The organism is Zunongwangia pacifica, from assembly GCF_023499215.1.
Lineage (GTDB): Bacteria > Bacteroidota > Bacteroidia > Flavobacteriales > Flavobacteriaceae > Zunongwangia > Zunongwangia pacifica.
Genome location: NZ_JAKHSK010000003.1, coordinates 199,273 through 217,296, shown reverse-complemented (window position 1 = coordinate 217,296; position 18,024 = coordinate 199,273). Strand labels below are relative to the sequence as shown.

Below are 18,024 nucleotides of genomic sequence, written 5' to 3'. Positions count from 1 at the left end.
TTCGTTATTTTTTGTCATCATTTAAACCTAACTGTTCTTTAAGCTTGCTAAGGTCATCTTCGGCTTTTGCCTCGGTCGTACTGGCGGCTTTTTCAAGGTCATCATCAATAGATTTTGATGCGCCCGCAATATCGCCGTAGGCTTCGGCCAAAGCTTCTTCCTGCGCTACTTTTTCTTTCATACGTTCTAACATAGAAACGGTACTGCTACTATCAATTTCAGCCATTTGCTTGTTAAGGCTCTTTGTGGCATTACTTACTTTTACACGTGCTTTAAGCGTTCTAAGTTCATTTTCCCAGTTACTAATATTCGATTTGATGGTTTGAATATTGCGTTCTAACTGCGCCACATTTTCATTAAACTTTTTCGCTTCTTCTTCAGATCGTTCTACATGTTTTTGGGCTTCTTCTTTTTTTACCAAAGCCTCACGAGCCAGACGATCTGATTCGGTTTTATCCATATCGCCACTTTGTCCTTTTTTAAGGATCAAAATCGCTTTATTATGATAATCTTCTTTTTTGTCCAGGTATTCTTCCTGGTCGTTCTTCGCCCTAATCGCTAAGGCTTTTACCTGCGCTAAAGCTTCCAGGTTTTTCTCTAAATCTAATTTTAGGTCCCTAATCCCCTGTTCGGTTAATTTAATGGGATCTTCCATTTTATCTATTGCCGAATTTGCTTCAGCTTCTCCTATCTTAAATAATCGTTTAAAAATGTTCATAACGCTAAGGTTTAATATTTTGAAAATTCTATAATTTTATCTGAATACTCACTCATTAATAAACTGAGTGAGTTTAAAGATCCTTCTAATTCATTAAGATCCAGGTTCTCTATCTGAAGGGTGTCCCTAAAGATCACTTTCTCGCCAGAATCGTCCAGTACAAAAGCGCCATGGATAATATCCCGGTTTTTTTGCAGCAGACTTCTATATATTTTTTCTGACTGGTTATTGATCCTAAATAAGAACTGCTCCATAATTAAAATAGGCGGTGCTACTCCCAGGATCAGGTTTTTAATCCCAAAATTTTCCTTACGGATCATTAAAATTCCTTCAACTTCATTTTCGAAATCAATATTGAAGTTAAGCTCTAAAAGAAAATTTTTGGTGATCTGATAGTGGTTTTTCATCAAGACGATATTTTTTTGATTGGTGTTAAAAAATTACGGTATAATATTACAAAATCTATTTTGTTTTAAGGTATTATTAACACGATCACTGTGGTAATTATTGCTGTTATCATTGGTTGTTTAGATTAAAATTCATTTTTTCCGTTGCGCTAATTCATTTAGCAAAGTCTTAACCCGACGTATCAAATCGAGAAATAACCAAATAAATTAGTAATTATCAAATATATTAGCTAATATTGTTAGATAAAGATACAACTAAATTTCAATATTGCAAATAATTTTAGCAAAATATGTCATATTTCGGTAAAAATATTAGGAAAATAAGGAATGTAAAGAAATTAAGTCAGCAGGCATTTGCCGAATTATTCGAGCTAAAGCGGGGCACACTGGGCGCTTATGAGGAAGAAAGAAGTGAACCACGTATCGAGACCATCATTAAAATCGCTAATCATTTTAGCATAACAATTGATGATTTGCTAACCAAAGAACTTACGGTAAACAAACTTTTGAAATTTAAAGATGATCTGGCCCTGCAGGGAAGCTTTCATAAAGAAAAATTTACGGCCATCCCCTGTATTACTCCTAAAACCGAAGCCGATTATGCCCTATATTATGATAAACCTCATTTTATAGAAGATCTCCCTAAACTCCATTTGCCCGTACATCCTGATAAAAAATATAGAGCGTATCTCATTTCTAATCTGGAAATGACGAATAACGACAAAACCTACTGCCCAAAAGATGTAATTATAGGAGAGAAAATTGAACCTAATGATTTTACTAAGATTGATAACAGTACTTTAGTTATTGCACTGGTACACGGCAAAGTTCTTTTTAGGAAATTTTACTATTCGGCTTCAAAAATCATACTTAGAGCAACCAATACTAATATTGAGGACATTGAAGTTGAATCTGATGAAATTAAGGAAATGTGGCATGTTTGCTACACCTTTTTTAGGCGTCTCCCCGAAAATAACAATAATGAAATTGAGCAAAAATTGAATTTCCTGGAACAGGAATTTATGAAACTAAAGGAAAAATTTTAAAGCATTTACCAAAAAACAATTAAATTAGACCAAATCCCAAATCCATGAAATTTTCTATTGTTTTTATTGCTTTTTTAGTAATGCAATACAATGCTGTAGCACAAGATAAATCGTTTAGTTTTGAGGTGATCCACAAAGAAAATAAGATAGGTACATTAGAAGCGATTAAAAAAATTAGTGGTGATATTACCGAATATCAAACAGAAACCAATATTGAAACCCGAATTTTAGCCAAAATTGAGGTTAATTATAATTTTCAGGTGGTGTTTAATGGGCATCATCTTAAAAATACCGAAGCCGAAATTTTCTTAAACGGAAAAAACCGTACCAGTACTAAAACCATTAGTACGAACGGCGGAACTTATAAATTTTATGACTCTGGTAAGCTTGAAAAAACTATAAACTCGCCTATTTCCTATACCTGTATCCAGTTAATGTTTGAAGAACCTATCGGTTTTAAGAAAGCGTATAGCGAAGAAACCGGCGAATTTCAAACCTTAAGAAAAATAGGCAGCCACTCTTACGCTAAAGAAAACGAAAAAGGAAGAGAAAGCATTTATTATTACAAAAACGGGATCTTACAAACCGCAAAAATTGATGCCGGAATTATCGAATTTGAACTACACTTACAACCGTTATAAGCTTTTAACCATTTCTAAAAGTTTAATGCAGGTTTTCCAATTTCGGGTGGTACAGTCAATCTTCAGTAGTTTTTCTGCAACGTTGTTATTTATATTCGATTTACTATAACGCTCGGTTGCACAACAAATATACATACGGTTCTTTTCTACTTTAAACGCATCGGGAGAAGCATCAAAATTTTCTAATTTCTGGCGATGTTCTAAAATAGGTTCAGTCTTAAGAAAGCAGCAATGTAAACGCTTTATATCTTCTTTGGCATAAGGATTATTATCGATTACACAGGTTAAACGTTCTTTAGAAAGAACGATGGTACTTACCTGAAAACCATAATGATTTGCGATTTTTTCCTGAATAAGATTTTCCAGAATATCAGTATTTTCTTCTGAAGCACTAAAAACTATATTTCCGCTTTGGATATACGTTTTAATTTCTCCAAAACATGCTATTTCGCTAAGTATTTCCCTAAGATCTGCCATCATTATTTTTTTGTGGCCTCCAACATTTATTCCTTTTAAAATGGCAATGTAGGTTCGCATAAAATTTAGATTAATTAACACCAAAAGCTAAATCCAGGTGAATTTATAAATAATTAAGAGCTTAACCATAATACATGAACTAATTTTGGCAAAGTATTTATCATATTCCTATGAAAAAGATTGAAGACCCTATAGAAATTGCCCAGGCATTGCAGGAGCTTTTGGAGAAAAACCACGATGCCGGAGAAGTGTTTAAAAGCGGATTGGAAGATACGGAAAGTGATCTTTTAAAGAATTTCCTACTCACACAGGCTGAACAACGTGCCAGATTTGCTAAAGAACTGGAAAGGGAAATTTATCAGATCGATCAGGTGCCCCATAACACCGGTACCTTTAAGGGTACTTTACAACGTACCTGGATGGATCTAAAAACTATTTTTAGCGATAATAGAGATGAAGTAATCTTGGAAGAATGCTTAGAGGGAGAGCAAGAAAGTGCTGCAGAGTATGAAATAGCAATGGCCAAATATCATTTTAGTGATGATATACTAAGGGTTTTAGAAGGACAATTAGACGAAATTAAACATACGATAACAATTGTATCTTCTTTAAAAGATCTGGAGACCTATTAGTCTCCAGATCTTTTATTGGCACCGCCAAAGGGTTTAATACCCCGTCCCGATAGCAAGCGGGATGCCTCGGAATTGAAATTTTGCCTCTATCGAATGCCTCATGGGCTTGCCCCTAGGTTGTTTACTTTTTAATAGGAACCATATAAACCGGTACTTCGGTTTTTTCTAAAACTTTCGAGGCCACTGTGCCAACAAGTACCTTCTCTAAAGTAGAGTGGCTATGTGTGCCCATAACAATTAAATCTGCGCCCCATTCTTTCGCATATTTAAGTACACCACGATGAGTATCTCCTATTTCTAAAGCGGTAGAAATTTTATCATCATTAAATTGTTTTTTAGCCGTCTTCAGGTATTCCTGAGCCATTTCCTGCAATTGTGCCGTTACCCCCAAATCAAACCCCATATTTTGATATCCCGGGTAACCAAGAAATTCGGAATAATTCACACCATAATGAGAAACCTCAGCCAATACATGAAGTAAACAAACCTCTGCATTCATACTTTTAGCCAGCTCGTAACCGGCAGTAGCCACCACCTCTGAATTTGGATGATAATCGATGGCAATTAAGACTTTTTTCATAATCTAATTTTTTGATATTTGGTTAAGGAGCTATTTGCTCTTCTTTTAAATAGGCCCCGCTAGCCACCGCAGGGTAAAATACCGAGTAAGATTGGATGGTATCGTTTATTTTTTTATTGATCATAGTTCGGTTTAATTCTGACAATTCATTGCATCCCGCCGCTGCAAAAAGTTCTAAGAAATCGTCTAAGGTTTGTTGTTGGTAATTTTTAACCCTCTTCCACTTGTCCTCTACCACCAATCCATTCATAAGCCTTCTGTTATTTGTGGCTACACCAGTAGGACATTTGTTCGTATCGCAACGTAAAGCTTGTATACAGCCCAAAGCAAGCATCATTCCACGAGCAGAGCTACAAATATCAGCCCCAATACACAAGGCCTTAAAAATATCAAATGCCGTAAATATTTTTGTAGCGGTAAAAATTTTAATATCTTTTTTTAAACCGAAACCATTTAAGGCATCTACCACAAAAATTAGGGCATTCTCCCAGGGCATCCCTACATAGTTCGAAAAATCTATTGGGGCAGCGCCAGTACCTCCTTCAGCTCCATCTACTACAATAAAATCTGGTTTAATCCCCGTTTCAACCATTTTTTCGCAAATCTCAAGAAATTCATCCTTTGAGCCTATACTTAGTTTAAATCCCACCGGTTTTCCGTTGGATAGTGTTCTTAGCTGTTGTACAAAGGCTAATAAACCTTCGGCATCGCTAAATGCGCTATGTCCAGGAGGAGAAAGAACATCGGTATGTGGTTTTACCCCTCTTATAGTAGCAATTTCATCATTGTTTTTTGAAGCCGGTAAAACTCCGCCATGACCAGGTTTTGCACCTTGAGAAATTTTAATTTCTATCATTTTCACTTCAGGCCAGTTGGCTTTCTCTTCAAATTTTTCAGGATCAAAATTGCCTTCTTCCGTTCGACAACCAAAATATCCTGTACCTATTTCCCAAACCAGGTCACCCCCACAGCGATGATAGTCTGAAATTCCTCCTTCACCGGTATCGTGAAAAAAGTTTCCTGCTTTTGCCCCTTTATTTAATGACTCAATCGCATTTTTACTAAGTGCCCCAAAACTCATTGCTGAAATATTGAATAATGAAGACGAATAGGGTTGTTTACAATCTGGGCCACCTACAGTAACCCGTGGATATTCCTTTTTAACTTTTGCAGGATAGATACTATGTTGCATCCATTTAAAGTTCTCGGCTTCCACATTTAATTGTGTCCCAAAAGGATGCGTCTCTTTCTCGAGTTTAGCACGTTGGTAAATATAAGATCGATGGTTACGATCTATGGGTTTGCCATCGGTATCACTTTCAATAAAATATTGATGAATTTCAGGACTTATAAGCTCTAGCATATATCGCATATGTCCCAGCAGCGGAAAATTACGTAAAATGCTATGCTCTTTTTGAAAAATATCATAAATGCCTATACTAAAAAGTATAATTCCGAAGATAGAAAATCCCCAAACAGGCCAAATATTGGTGAAAATAATTAATCCAACAATTATGGATATAATTAGAGTAAAGCGTATGGCTTCTCTCATGTTTAATAATTTTTTAGCTTTAATATCAAATTCGCTATAAAGCTACTTAGCATTTAACATTTTGTATGCTAAATTCATGTTATAATTTCAGGGAAGTAGAAGAGGTTTCATGATGTACGCGATAATCGAGATTAAATGCTCCAATGCTTGTATTCAGGTAGTTTACAAATAAGTTTTATCTTACACATACCTTAAACTTCTAGTACTTTAAAGAAAGTATTTCATTATATTTCTCCATACATCTTCTTCTTTTTAATAAAGTGAAATTAAATCTCCACTGATATTTGTCATAATCCTAAAAAAGCTATTTCGCTAAGTTTGGATAACCACACTACATTTTTTGTCCATAAAAATAGCCGTCATGAAGAAATCACCTTTAGACCAGTACCTGGTTTTACCGGTTAAGAATTTTATTGAAAAACAAACATCTGTTGGTATTCTTTTAATTTGTGCTGCGGTATTGGCCATGATTATTGCCAATTCTCCCCTATCTGAAATTTATCATAGCTTATGGGAGCAACACATTTATATTGGTATAAATGACTTTGTAATTAACAAGAGTGTTTTACACTGGATCAATGATGGATTAATGTCAATGTTCTTTTTCTCTATTGGTCTTGAAATTAAAAAGGAAGTGTTACATGGTGAACTATCTTCTTTTAGAGGAGCTCTTTTGCCGCTAATAGCAGGCATTGGTGGTATGATTATACCTGCCATTATTTTTAGCCTATTTAATAATGGTACCCCGGCAATTGGAGGTTGGGGAATCCCAATGGCCACCGATATTGCTTTTGCCCTGGGACTATTATATCTTCTTGGTGACAAAGTACCATTATCTCTAAAAGTTTTCCTTACCGCCATTGCAGTCATTGACGATTTGGGTTCCGTTTTAGTCATTGCCTTATTTTATACCTCAGAAATTTCATTTTATAATTTGGGTATTGCCGCTATATTTCTAGGTATTTTGATTCTCGCTAACTATATAGGTATTAAAAATATCCTTTTCTATATGCTTGTAGGCTTTGGGGGATTATGGCTAGCTGTTTCACTTTCAGGGATTCACGCTACAATTGCGGCAGTATTGGCTGCATTTGCCATACCAAACACCTCTACTATAAAAACGCCGCTTTTTTTACGAAAAATAAAATCCCTGTCTTTTCAGATTACCAAAAATGAAAATCCTAAAAAATTAAGTAAGCATAGCGAAGAAACGGAAGTTATCATTCAAAAAATTTCACTACTTACCAAAGAGGCGATCTCTCCATTGCAACGCTTGGAATATGGTTTATATAGGTTTATAAATTTCTTTGTACTTCCTATTTTTGCATTTGCCAATGCAGGAGTTACGATAAACACCAATTCTTTTAATTTTTTCTTAAGCCCCATTACTTTAGGGATCATCATCGGTTTAATTATTGGTAAGTTTTGTGGGATTGTTCTCTTTACCCGTTTACTGGTTGCCATAAAACTTTGTAAATTACCAAAAGGTGTAAATTGGAAACATATTTATGGCGTAGGTTGCTTAGGTGGTATTGGTTTTACAATGTCGTTATTTGTGACCGAACTTGCTTACGATGATCCCACAATGCTGACTCAAGCGAAAATAGGTATTCTTACCGCATCAATTTTAGCAGGTTTTATTGGCTATTCTTATCTAAATAGCATTAGCAAAACTAAATAACAACTAAGCCACAAATTGATAGCGATTGCGAAATTGACTTAAAACAAGACGGCTCGCTTTAAAACGAGCCGTACTTTTATAAAAATATAATTCTAAAAAAGAACAAATATATCCTATACTATTGTTTTACCACCATTAAGCTGGCTTTTGCCCCGGTAAGAAGATTCCATTCTTTTGAGACTAACTCTTGGCCATCTTCACCAAAAACTTTTAACATTGCTGTATTAGGCCCAGATAATCCCTGATTTAAAGCTTCAAATTCTATAGTATTAAAACCACTTTGCAAAGTTACCAATATTGGTCTATAAGAACCTGTTAATGCTAAATTATTAAAAATCACTTCGCCATTAACGGTGATTTTCACCCGGTCTCCATCTACAAATTCGTGATCCCTACAGTATAATTCCACAAATTTACCGCTAGTTTTTACATCTCCAAGATATTGATCTTTGGCATATTCACTTTTGGCCTTTTTATCGGCTTTCCACTCTGCCGCAACACGATCCCCTTCGGTTAAGAGTCCGTTTTTATCCTGGCGCATATTAATCTTAGGCTCTTCCTTTTTCATAAAAATATCTTCCACCTCGTTATCCACCCGTGGAAGAAAGATAGAATTGCTACCGCTGGTAGCCGGCTTTATGGATCCGCCGGTATTATTGGTACTCGGGATTTCCTGAGCCTGAATAAAATTAAGGGCAAAGAGCAATAAAACTAAACTCAAACTTATGTTTTTCATTTTTTCTGCGGAATTAACTTCAGAATAATAATCAAAAATATAGCCAAAAATAATCTATTTTATATCGAATTTCAGCTTTTTCACCAATCAATACCTATTTCTGAAAAAATTCTAAAGCCCTTCAGAATGGAATCCTTTATGATAGTTTGTATATTTAATGCATCTAACACCAAAATTTATAATCGATGCACGTTCATCATTTATTAAATAATAACTCGATTGCCAACAAATTTATTGCCCAACTTCGTGACGTTAACGTTCAGCAGGATCGTATGCGCTTCCGCAGAAATATAGAACGTTTGGGAGAAATACTCAGTTACGAACTAAGCAGTAAATTACAATACACCACTAAAGACATTTCTACTCCGCTGGGCACTTCTAAAATTGATATCCCGGCTAATGATATTGTAATCTGTTCCATCCTTCGTGCCGGTGTTCCATTACATAACGGAATTTTAAATTATTTTGACGATGCTGAAAACTCATTTATTTCAGCCTATAGGCATCATCCTAACGATGGTGAAGAATTTGAAATTAAAGTAGAATATCTGGCTTCTCCTTCTCTAAACGGAAAAACATTAATCCTTGCCGATCCCATGCTGGCTACAGGGCGTTCATTTGTAAATGTAATGCAGGCTTTAAAACAAATGGGAACTCCAAAAGAGATCCATTTAGTGGCAGTAATTGGTGCTGAAGAAGGTTTAAAACTTCTTGATGACGAATTTCCGCAGAATACGCATTTATGGATTGCCGCCATAGACCCAAAGTTAGATGACAGAGGTTATATTGTACCCGGACTTGGTGATGCCAGTGACCTTTGCTTCGGATCAAAAAAACAACATTAATTTTATCTAAAATGGATATCCAATTGCGAAATTAAAAATAGGACTGCCAAAATCATACGTCCAGCGTTCCCCTTCTGGTAGAGAAGGATCGTGCATAGGTGCCGCTAGATCAAAACGAATCACAAATCCTTGAATATCTACGCGTACGCCTACTCCCGTGCCAATTCCTAATTCATTTAAAAAATTAGAACTGAACTGCCCTCCAGGCAGACTATCTTCGTTTTTGGAAGTCCATACATTACCGGCATCGGCAAAGACAGCACCATTTACATAAGGTGGAAAAAGCGGAAAACGATATTCTATATTGGCTTCTAACCGAATGTTCCCGGCGCGATCAAAATAATCGGTATTAATAACATTTTCTTCATCGGTATTTTGATTGGTATTAGCTTCAGGATTATAAACTCCCGGTCCTAATTGCCTAATCCTAAATGCCCGTACACTATATGGCCCTCCTGAAAAATATTGCTTGGTAAAAGGCATAATATCAGAATTTCCATAAGGCATTCCATAGCCCGCAAAAAGTCGGGTAGCCACTTTTTTACCTCCGCCAAAATTTAGATGATATCTAAAATCAACATCAGCTTTAGCGTATTGCGCATATTCTAAATTAAAAACGGTTTGCGGATCTTCTTCAGAATGCCCGCTAATAAGATCTAATAAATTTCCCGCAATATCTAATGTAGAATTTACAAAAAACTGATGGGTATCGTTTTGATCCACCATTCCGTTGTAGGTAAAACTGTATAGTGATCCTGCAATAAACTGCTGATCGAAGCTACTTTGCAAATAGGGATTCTGTTTTAGTACCTCATTAAACTCGGTAGTCGTGTTGATCAAATCTACATAAGTTACAGCAACCGGATCGAAGGTATGGGTCACATAGCGATTGGCGTTCCAGATATACCCAAAAGTTGCAGAAGCCGATCCTAAAGCGAAAAGCTGACTACGTCTTAAATAATCGGCATTTAAACTAATCTTGGTTTTAGGGATGTCATATTCAAAAAAGTCTTCGTTAAATTGCCACGGAAATAATAACCTTGGAAAAATAAGATCACTTCCCAAACCTAATTGAATACTGTTTAAACCGGTATTATTACCGCTAGCTACCTGAACTTCGTACCCTACACGAGCCTGAATATTTAAAATTTCACCGCCTTTAAATAAATTCCTATTGGTTAACGAAACCGCAAGACTTGGCCCTGCAAAATTATTAGATTTGGTTACCCCCTGTAATTCGGCCCTGATCGCTCGCTTGTTTAATGGAGATAAATAAATATTGGCTTCTAGCGCACCTATACTATCATTGGCTAACGTATCTATTTCCTGATAATCGATATTGATAAATTTATACGCACCAATAGATCCTAAACGTCTACTGGTCGATCTAGAATTATCTGGGCTATAATAATCCCCTTCTTCAATTAAAACAAACGGATCTAACCGCTTTGGCAGAAAAAAGACACTATCCTGATCCTGAACAAAGGTTTTGTTATTAAACCGAACTTTACCTTTCTCTAAAGAATCCCGCTCTATAGCACTATTGGGATAAATATTAACTTTTGAAATTTTATAGGGGATTAAAGCTTTCTCCGGGACATCTTTTTTGACTTTTAAATAAAGATCAAAGCGCTTATTATCGTATTGATTAGTATCTGCCTGAAAAAGCAAAAATCCTGAATTAAAATTATAATATCCCTCTTCTTTAAGAGCTTTATCTAAACGCTCCCGTTCCTTCTTCATATTAGTAAGATCAAAGCGCATATCTTTAAAAAACTGACTTTCTGCTACCATTGGTTTCATATCGTTATAAATGGGTAGGCTGTCTTCTACCAACTGGTACGTTTCCATTTTATAAGGTGTGGTAACCCCTACATCGTAAGCGGCAGTCGCTGTCTTTTTTTTATCGTTAGTGTTTACATCTGCGCTCACCCGGCTATAAAAAAAACCTCGATTTTCTAATCGATTTATAATTAAATCTTCTGTATTGCCTACCTCCACGTCACTTAAATAAACCGGCTCTTCACCTATTTTTTTATTTAAAAATTTATTGATAAAACCTGGTTTTTCACGTTGTGCTTTGTAATAAAAATATAAACCGGGATAACCACCCAAAAACTTAGTATTAGGTTTAGGAACAAGCACATTCTGAAGTTCTAATTTTACTTTATCCAAATCTTCTATAGACGTGGTGTCGGGTATTAGCGTAATATCGGCTCCCCGGTAAAGATATTCGTCTTCAGGAATATATTTATCTACGCTACAGGCATTCATCAAACCTAAAGCACTTAAAAATATGATGCTGTACTTCCTTATTTTCATTCTTCCTCTTCTTCTTTTTTGGCTGGTTGATCTTCTTGCTCTTCAGACTTCAAAAAGTTCTTCCACAACTCTCGATATTCGTTAAATTCTCGCGTAAATATAAGGGCGATACCGCTAACGATAAGCTGGCCGTCAATTACATTTTCAAATTGATTTCTTCGGAAACCTCTCACTCTAAATCTTCCATCTTCGGTAAGCAGGTATTCTAAACTCACATTCCCAATCAACGGATTGGTTTCCTGTCTTCCGCTATTGCTACCTTCGATATTTACCTGACTTCCTACACTTACAATCAAACGATCGTCAAAAAGTTTCTTTTGGGCGCTTACATTAAGATCTGTTCGCTGTTGAGGGCCATTATCGCCCTGATAATCGGTATAACTATCGACTCCAAAATTAAGGGAGACCCCAGTATCGCCGAGTAGTTTTTCAGAAAACATATTTAACTGATCTGATAGTGCCTGACTAATATTTTCTCGTGCAATCGCCATCGTACCGCCATTACTACCATCTGTGCCCGCATCTGGATAAAACCTGTTTAAAACCAGCAAACTAAAAACCTGTTTGTTTAATTGATTTTCCTGACTGTTTAATTGCTGTACCCTACCATATACCTTGCCGCCAATAGCGCCTTGTGAATCTCTTGGCATATCTAAGCCAAAAGTTAATTTAGGTTGCATTAATTCACCATCGACGTTTAAGTACACCATAAATGGCAACTCCTGCCTGAACCTGTCCTTATCACTGCTACTGCCAGCGGAAACACCGGCAGCCATAAGTGCGTAAGCCGAGGTTTCTACTTTGTAAATTGCCCTAACATCTAAATTGGCATCAAAAGGATCTCCACTCCAACTTACCGAGCTACCATCTGCAATTTCGAACCTACGACTTACCAGATTGTAAAGGCTCATTTCATAATGTCCATCGGTAATGGTATATTTTCCGCTAAGTGTGGTTCGTCCATTTGGGGAAATACCAAAACGCAAATCACCATTTCCCTGAATTTGAAGATTATCGTTTGTTTGTTCGTTTAGGATGACGTTTATAATAGCTTCTTCGCTAATTTGCAATTGTGCGCTTATGTCGTACCCACTAAACACATACGATTTTTCTTCGGTTTGGGTAAGAATATCATCTGGATTCTCCTTATTTACAAAAGCTACGATCCCTTCTCTTTCCTGCATTTGCAGCTCAGTTTCGGGAACCACATAAGTCACATCGGTATTTTCACCAACTTCAAGCTTCAATTTTAGTTTTGGTAAGGTAAGATCACCTTTTAAAGTGGCCTGTGCATCAAAACTAGCCGTACCGTAGAAAAGGTCGTTATCCTCTTCAGTAGAATTAAGGACATTAAAATCATTGGCTTCAAAACTAAGATCGAAAGTAGGATTAATCAGACTCTCTGTCCCTAACTCACCGTCGACTACAAAAGAATTTCCTTTGGTATCGCCAATCTTGAAATTATTAAAATAAACGCCATTATTATCTAAATCGAGCGTTTCATCTTTAAAAATAAAAGGGGCATTGAGCATCGAAACCGTAAACTGTGCATCATTAAAATTCAGCTTCCCGGAATATTCAGGATTTGCAACCGTACCATTCAGTTTTATATTTCCATTAAAAGAACCTTTACCCTCTTGTAATGCACCAAATGAAAAACCGGTTACCGCTGCCATTTCTACTTTATTAAGATCAAGGTTCATATCAAGGTTAGCAGTAGAATCTGCCGCTTTATAATTCCCGGTTAAATCCATATCTACCGCCCCTTCTTTCATTGCCATTTCGAAACGGTATTTTTCGGCTCCTTTTGCAATTCCTCGTAAGGATAACTTTCCAAGATCTACATCCATCGATTGCAATTGGTCAATATTTAAATCGGCCAGAATCCCTGTTTTCCCAAAAGGTTCCACCAACGCAAAACGACCATTCATATTTCCTTCGGCTAATTTCACTTCAGGATTAAGGAAATTTAAAAATGAAGCTAATTTAAAATTATCGAAAAGCAAAGTGACATTATCTAAATTTCGCTCATTTTCTTTATTTACCAGTTCTAAAGACTGACTTTCTCGTGTAATCCTGAAATTCTCGAATTCTATAGATTTGCCGTCATATAAAAGAGCATTATTTTGGCTTACCTGCCACGGATTTTTATTCAGAATTAATTTTTTGTCACTAATTTCGTATCTAAAAGTATCATCGTTTTTTGACAATTTTGAAGATACATTTACCAGCGTATCTTTGTTGTAAACCGAATTGAAATTTAGATGAAGTACCCGGCTGGCGAGGTTAGCTTTTAACTGTGTTTTCTTTAATTCCAGCGGGCCGGCGCTAATCGCATTAAACCCAAAGCTGAAATCCAGATCTTTACGGTCTGACTTCACCGAAATCCCAAGGCTATCGATTGCCGCCCCATAATACTGTGCAAATGGTACTTTAACATCTGCATTTAATTTATGCTGCTTTTCGTTAAAATCGACATCTAATTTTACGGTATCCAATTCTTCTAAATTTACTAATAGCACTTCGTTAAGAATGGGTGCCTGACTTATCGTTCCTTTTAAATACAAGTTTACCGGATTTTCTACGGTATCGGTTAAATCATCTTCAGTAAGATAATTTTGATAATGACGTTGCAGTGCCTGACTAAATTGTACCGGGCTTGCATTAGATTGCAGGTTTAAATCCAGCATTTTATTCTTCACTTTTACCGAAGTGGTATCTGGAGTCACATAAGCCGATACATTAAGATTTCCTAACAAATAAGTATGGTTATCATACACCGCAACGCCTTCCTTAACTTCAGCAGAAGCTTTATACGTTTCCCCATTTCCTTTAAAATTTCCGGTTAGTTTAAATCCGGTTCGGATATTTCGATTTACAATACCCAAAGCTGCCAAATCTGCTCCGGGAACATTGAGATTTACGTTAAACTCTGGCGAAACCGAATCTAAAACCACATTAGCAAGTAAATCTGCATTAAGATTATCGTCCTTATAATTGGTTTTTACATCACCGCGACCATTGGTAATATCACCGGTAATTTTTAAATCTTTTATAGGATAATTGTTATAGCTAAAATGGCTAATATTAGTTTCCAATTGCGCATCGAGTGTATTCACGGTACTACCACTTCCCTTCGCTTTTAAGTTAAGGCTTAATTTTCCTAAAGCAGGATTTTGTAACAATTCACCCAGCCCTAAACTATCCACTTTTACATCTGCCTGAAATGCTATTTCTTCGGAATTTTGAAAATTCCCTTTGGCAATGATATCTCCCAGACTAGATTTTAAGGTGGCATCTGCTTTAATATCACTCGGTGTTCCCGAAAGATTTCCAGATAACGCAAGGGTGTTAGGTAAATGAACTCCTAACTGCTTTTCATCTACAAAATAGTTAAGATCGTTTTTTGTAGAACGTACCCTAAAACGTGGAATATTGAAGTAAATATTATCTGGGTCGGTCGCATTTCGAATTTGACCGTTAAGAGTTATATTGGTTTGACTTCCCCAGGAAATATTTGCTGAAGGAATCCTTATATTCGACAATTTACCTTTAGCGCTTAAACTTCCCGTAACTAACTTGCGGCTTAACGCCTTTAAGTATTGATTTTGCTGAAGTGAAGGCTGAAATCTGAAAACTTCATTAATATCTAATTGAATTTCAGAAAGACTGGCCTCTAAATTCGCATTCTCAGGCTTATCAATAAAATCTTCTACAGAATCATAATTCAATTTTAAAGTTCCCTGAAGCTGATTGTTATTTAAAGCCAGCAAAAGGTTTTTTACATTCAATGCTGAATTATCCAAAGTGATTTCTGTAGAGAACTCCCGAAGATCTAATCCCGAGGCTTCCTGAAAACTAATCAGATTAATATCGGCATCCAGCTTATAATCTGCTAAGTTTATATTCCCCGTTTTAAGATTAAGATTTCTAAACTTTAACGCATTTGGATTAAACTTACGCTGCTCGATCTTAGCACTGTCTACAATATAAGCTATGTTATTTTGTTGTAAATCGATATTTTGGACGTTGATTTTCCAGACCGGCCACTCAAAGCTCTTAGTATCATTGGCAACAGCATCCTGAGGCTGAGACTGTGCAGTTTTGGTTTGCATTCTTAACAATGCATTCGATTTCTTTAGTTTGATGTTATTCAACTGAATTTCGTAATTGCCCAGATCCATTTTGGGCATTTCCCCAAGAAATTCTGGAATATGTGCATCAACCAGCATCCCGTCGGGCTCAGATTGATATTTGGCGTTTACATTATTCAATTTTAGCTGATCTACCACAATTAACGGCATAGGAGTTTCTGTATCTTCGCCTGGTGGTAAGGATTTATGTTGGCGGTAAACCAACATAGTATTGCTCAGGGAAGCATCTGCAACCTCAAATTGCATATTTTTAAGGTCTGTTTTCCGCATAGCGACATCCAGCTCCCCCAATTTAATTTCGGCTTCCATCCCGGTCACCTCGTCTTCATAATTCAGAATAATATTCTGAAGGTTCACATCCCCGATACTAATATCCATTGAAGTAGTATCCTGAGCTTGAGTTTGCTGAGTGCTCGTAGAGTCTGAAGCCGCAAAAGCATCCATTAAAAACTGAAAATTATAGCCAGAAACAGAATCTTTACGGTAGATATTGGCTTTAAGCCCTTTTAGATCAAGATCATTAATCCCAAATCCGCTACCTTTTATAATAGGCCAGATGGGGATGTTTGCTTCCAGATTATGGGCATACACCAGCGTATCGCCTTTTTCATCTTCTAAATAAAGTCCCTCTAAACTTATCGCGCCACCAAAGGTGATAAATAAACGATCTATTTCAACTTCGGTATTCGTTTTCTTTTTGATCGAAGAGACTACTTTATTTACGATAATATTTTGTCCCCACGGACTTCTGATAAAAAGTATAAGTAGTACTAAGAAAATAAGAATCCCTGCTAAGATCTTTAGCGTAATTCTTAAGGCTTTTCTGAGTTTTGGATGCTTCTTACTCAAATTATGGTATATCTTGGTTAGTGATGGAAAATGCCACTGCAATTAACTACTAAGAAGGCATATTTTACACGATATTCTTATAATCTTCTGTTAAAATTGAAATGTCCCCATCTGTGGAACAAATTCCACACTAGTTTAGAAATTTTCATCACTTTATTTTTTAGAGATCACCAATTCAAAAAATTAATTAATAGCTATAAATGAAGGTAAATCCCTAATTAACAAACTACTTACAAAGTAACTAAAGTATACCCCAATAAAATTTGGGCAAGTTTTTGAAACCCTAAATAGCTAAATGTGAAAAAAGTTTAATAGGGCGTTAAATATGCTAAAAAACGAATGATCTATTAAAATTCTGCGTTGTTTTAGCCCATCGTTTGACGGAAACGTTGGGCGTTTTATTAAACTATTAACTACTTAAATAATGAGAAAAATGAGAAGAAGTTTAGCGGTAACAGTTTTTACAACGGCCCTATTGGCCTCATGTGTTTCAAAAAAGAAATATGTAGCATTAGAGGGTGAGCTGGACGATACCAGAAGTAACCTTCAAAAAACCAGAGTAGAAAAAGAAGAAATTGAAGAAAAATACGCTGCTATAGAAGCCAGGGTCGCAGATTACAATGCTAAAATCAATTCACTAAGATCCTCTAACGATGAGAAATTAGAAATGAACGATGTAACTGCGATGTCTAATAAGACAAAAGAGCGCATGAGAAAAACCATTGCTAAAATGGATGCATCTGAACTTGAAGGTGTAGAAACACTGGAAGATTCTATTAACGCTGCAATTTCTTACAATCTTAAAAAAGAGATTACCGAAGGTAAAGATGGCGACGACGTAGATATTACTGTAGATAAAACAGTAGTGATGATCAATGTTTCAGACAAGTTATTATTTAGAAGTGGTAGCTATAGATTATCCAATGAAGCCCAACCACTACTTAAAAAGCTTGCAGAAGTAATTAATAGTGAACCTGCTATGGAAGTTATGGTTGAAGGTCACACCGATAACCGAACAATGGTTGAAGATTCCTGGTTAGAAGATAACTGGGATCTTAGTGTACGAAGAGCAACAGCGGTTGTTAGACAATTACAGGATAAATATGATGTAGACGGCGCTAAACTTATCGCTGCCGGAAGAAGTAGCTATTCACCATTAGTCGAAAATACATCTAAGGAAAATATGGCTAAAAACAGAAGAACAAGAATTGTAGTTATCCCAAATCTTGATAAATTCTTCGCAATGTTAGATTCTGAAGGAGAAATATAATCTGACAAATTGCAAAAGGCTTTTATTGAATTCCATAAATAAAAAGTTTAAATTGTTTAAAAAAGGCGGAACCATATGGTTTCGCCTTTTTAATATTTAAATATAAATTCGTAC

The 18,024-nt window shown here is 36.1% G+C and carries 14 protein-coding genes; 6 read left to right on the top strand and 8 right to left on the bottom strand.

The features are described 5' to 3' along the window. Window positions 1-4: 4 nt before the first annotated feature. Window positions 5-718 (bottom strand): PspA/IM30 family protein, encoded by a 714-nt coding sequence (locus tag L1967_RS03625; protein WP_249600361.1) that lies wholly within the window; start codon window positions 716-718, stop codon window positions 5-7. An 11-nt stretch (window positions 719-729) separates the two neighbouring features. Further along, complete coding sequence (locus L1967_RS03620; RefSeq protein ID WP_249600360.1) at window positions 730-1,125, bottom strand: YbjN domain-containing protein; 396 nt, start codon at window positions 1,123-1,125, stop codon at window positions 730-732. Window positions 1,126-1,415: 290 nt separating this feature from the next. On the opposite strand from L1967_RS03620, the gene L1967_RS03615 reads away from it, so the two are divergent. Both L1967_RS03615 and L1967_RS03610 read left to right on the top strand, forming a co-directional pair. Further along, window positions 1,416-2,171 (top strand): helix-turn-helix domain-containing protein, encoded by a 756-nt coding sequence (locus L1967_RS03615; RefSeq protein WP_249600359.1) that lies wholly within the window; start codon window positions 1,416-1,418, stop codon window positions 2,169-2,171. Between the two features lie 44 nt (window positions 2,172-2,215). Continuing rightward, window positions 2,216-2,812: a DUF6134 family protein gene (locus tag L1967_RS03610; protein ID WP_249600358.1), complete on the top strand. Its 597-nt coding sequence runs from the start codon at window positions 2,216-2,218 to the stop codon at window positions 2,810-2,812. On the opposite strand, the gene L1967_RS03605 is transcribed toward L1967_RS03610, so the two are convergent. Then, window positions 2,807-3,349: a DUF1697 domain-containing protein gene (locus L1967_RS03605; RefSeq protein ID WP_249600357.1), complete on the bottom strand. Its 543-nt coding sequence runs from the start codon at window positions 3,347-3,349 to the stop codon at window positions 2,807-2,809. The two genes, L1967_RS03610 and L1967_RS03605, sit on opposite strands and share 6 nt — an antisense overlap. Window positions 3,350-3,459: 110 nt before the next feature. Between L1967_RS03605 and L1967_RS03600 the strand changes: the two genes are divergently transcribed. Further along, window positions 3,460-3,921: a ferritin-like domain-containing protein gene (locus L1967_RS03600; protein WP_249600356.1), complete on the top strand. Its 462-nt coding sequence runs from the start codon at window positions 3,460-3,462 to the stop codon at window positions 3,919-3,921. A gap of 121 nt (window positions 3,922-4,042) precedes the next feature. Here the strand turns inward: L1967_RS03600 and L1967_RS03595 are convergent, their stop codons facing one another. Continuing rightward, window positions 4,043-4,501, bottom strand: a complete 459-nt coding sequence (locus tag L1967_RS03595; protein ID WP_249600355.1) for a universal stress protein — start codon at window positions 4,499-4,501, stop codon at window positions 4,043-4,045. Between the two features lie 22 nt (window positions 4,502-4,523). Next, complete coding sequence (locus L1967_RS03590) at window positions 4,524-6,053, bottom strand: FMN-binding glutamate synthase family protein (RefSeq protein ID WP_249600354.1); 1,530 nt, start codon at window positions 6,051-6,053, stop codon at window positions 4,524-4,526. 361 nt (window positions 6,054-6,414) lie between these two features. Between L1967_RS03590 and nhaA the strand changes: the two genes are divergently transcribed. Then, the gene (gene nhaA / locus L1967_RS03585; RefSeq protein ID WP_249600353.1) at window positions 6,415-7,734 is read left to right on the top strand and encodes a Na+/H+ antiporter NhaA; all 1,320 of its coding nucleotides are present in this window, start codon (window positions 6,415-6,417) and stop codon (window positions 7,732-7,734) included. A gap of 118 nt (window positions 7,735-7,852) precedes the next feature. On the opposite strand, the gene L1967_RS03580 is transcribed toward nhaA, so the two are convergent. Beyond that, on the bottom strand, window positions 7,853-8,470 hold the full coding sequence (locus tag L1967_RS03580; protein WP_249600352.1) for a hypothetical protein: 618 nt from the start codon (window positions 8,468-8,470) through the stop codon (window positions 7,853-7,855). A 185-nt stretch (window positions 8,471-8,655) separates the two neighbouring features. Here L1967_RS03580 and upp point away from each other — a divergent pair, with 185 nt between their 5' ends. Then, window positions 8,656-9,315: a uracil phosphoribosyltransferase gene (upp, locus tag L1967_RS03575; RefSeq protein WP_249600351.1), complete on the top strand. Its 660-nt coding sequence runs from the start codon at window positions 8,656-8,658 to the stop codon at window positions 9,313-9,315. A 6-nt stretch (window positions 9,316-9,321) separates the two neighbouring features. Here upp and tamL read toward each other — a convergent pair whose 3' ends face one another. Beyond that, complete coding sequence (gene tamL, locus L1967_RS03570; protein WP_249600350.1) at window positions 9,322-11,637, bottom strand: translocation and assembly module lipoprotein TamL; 2,316 nt, start codon at window positions 11,635-11,637, stop codon at window positions 9,322-9,324. Continuing rightward, on the bottom strand, window positions 11,634-16,640 hold the full coding sequence (locus tag L1967_RS03565; RefSeq protein WP_249600349.1) for a translocation/assembly module TamB domain-containing protein: 5,007 nt from the start codon (window positions 16,638-16,640) through the stop codon (window positions 11,634-11,636). Before L1967_RS03565 ends, tamL begins: the two co-directional genes overlap by 4 nt. A gap of 433 nt (window positions 16,641-17,073) precedes the next feature. Between L1967_RS03565 and L1967_RS03560 the strand changes: the two genes are divergently transcribed. Beyond that, entirely contained in the window at window positions 17,074-17,910 is an 837-nt protein-coding gene (locus L1967_RS03560; RefSeq protein ID WP_249600348.1) for an OmpA/MotB family protein, read from the top strand. Window positions 17,911-18,024 lie beyond the last annotated feature (114 nt).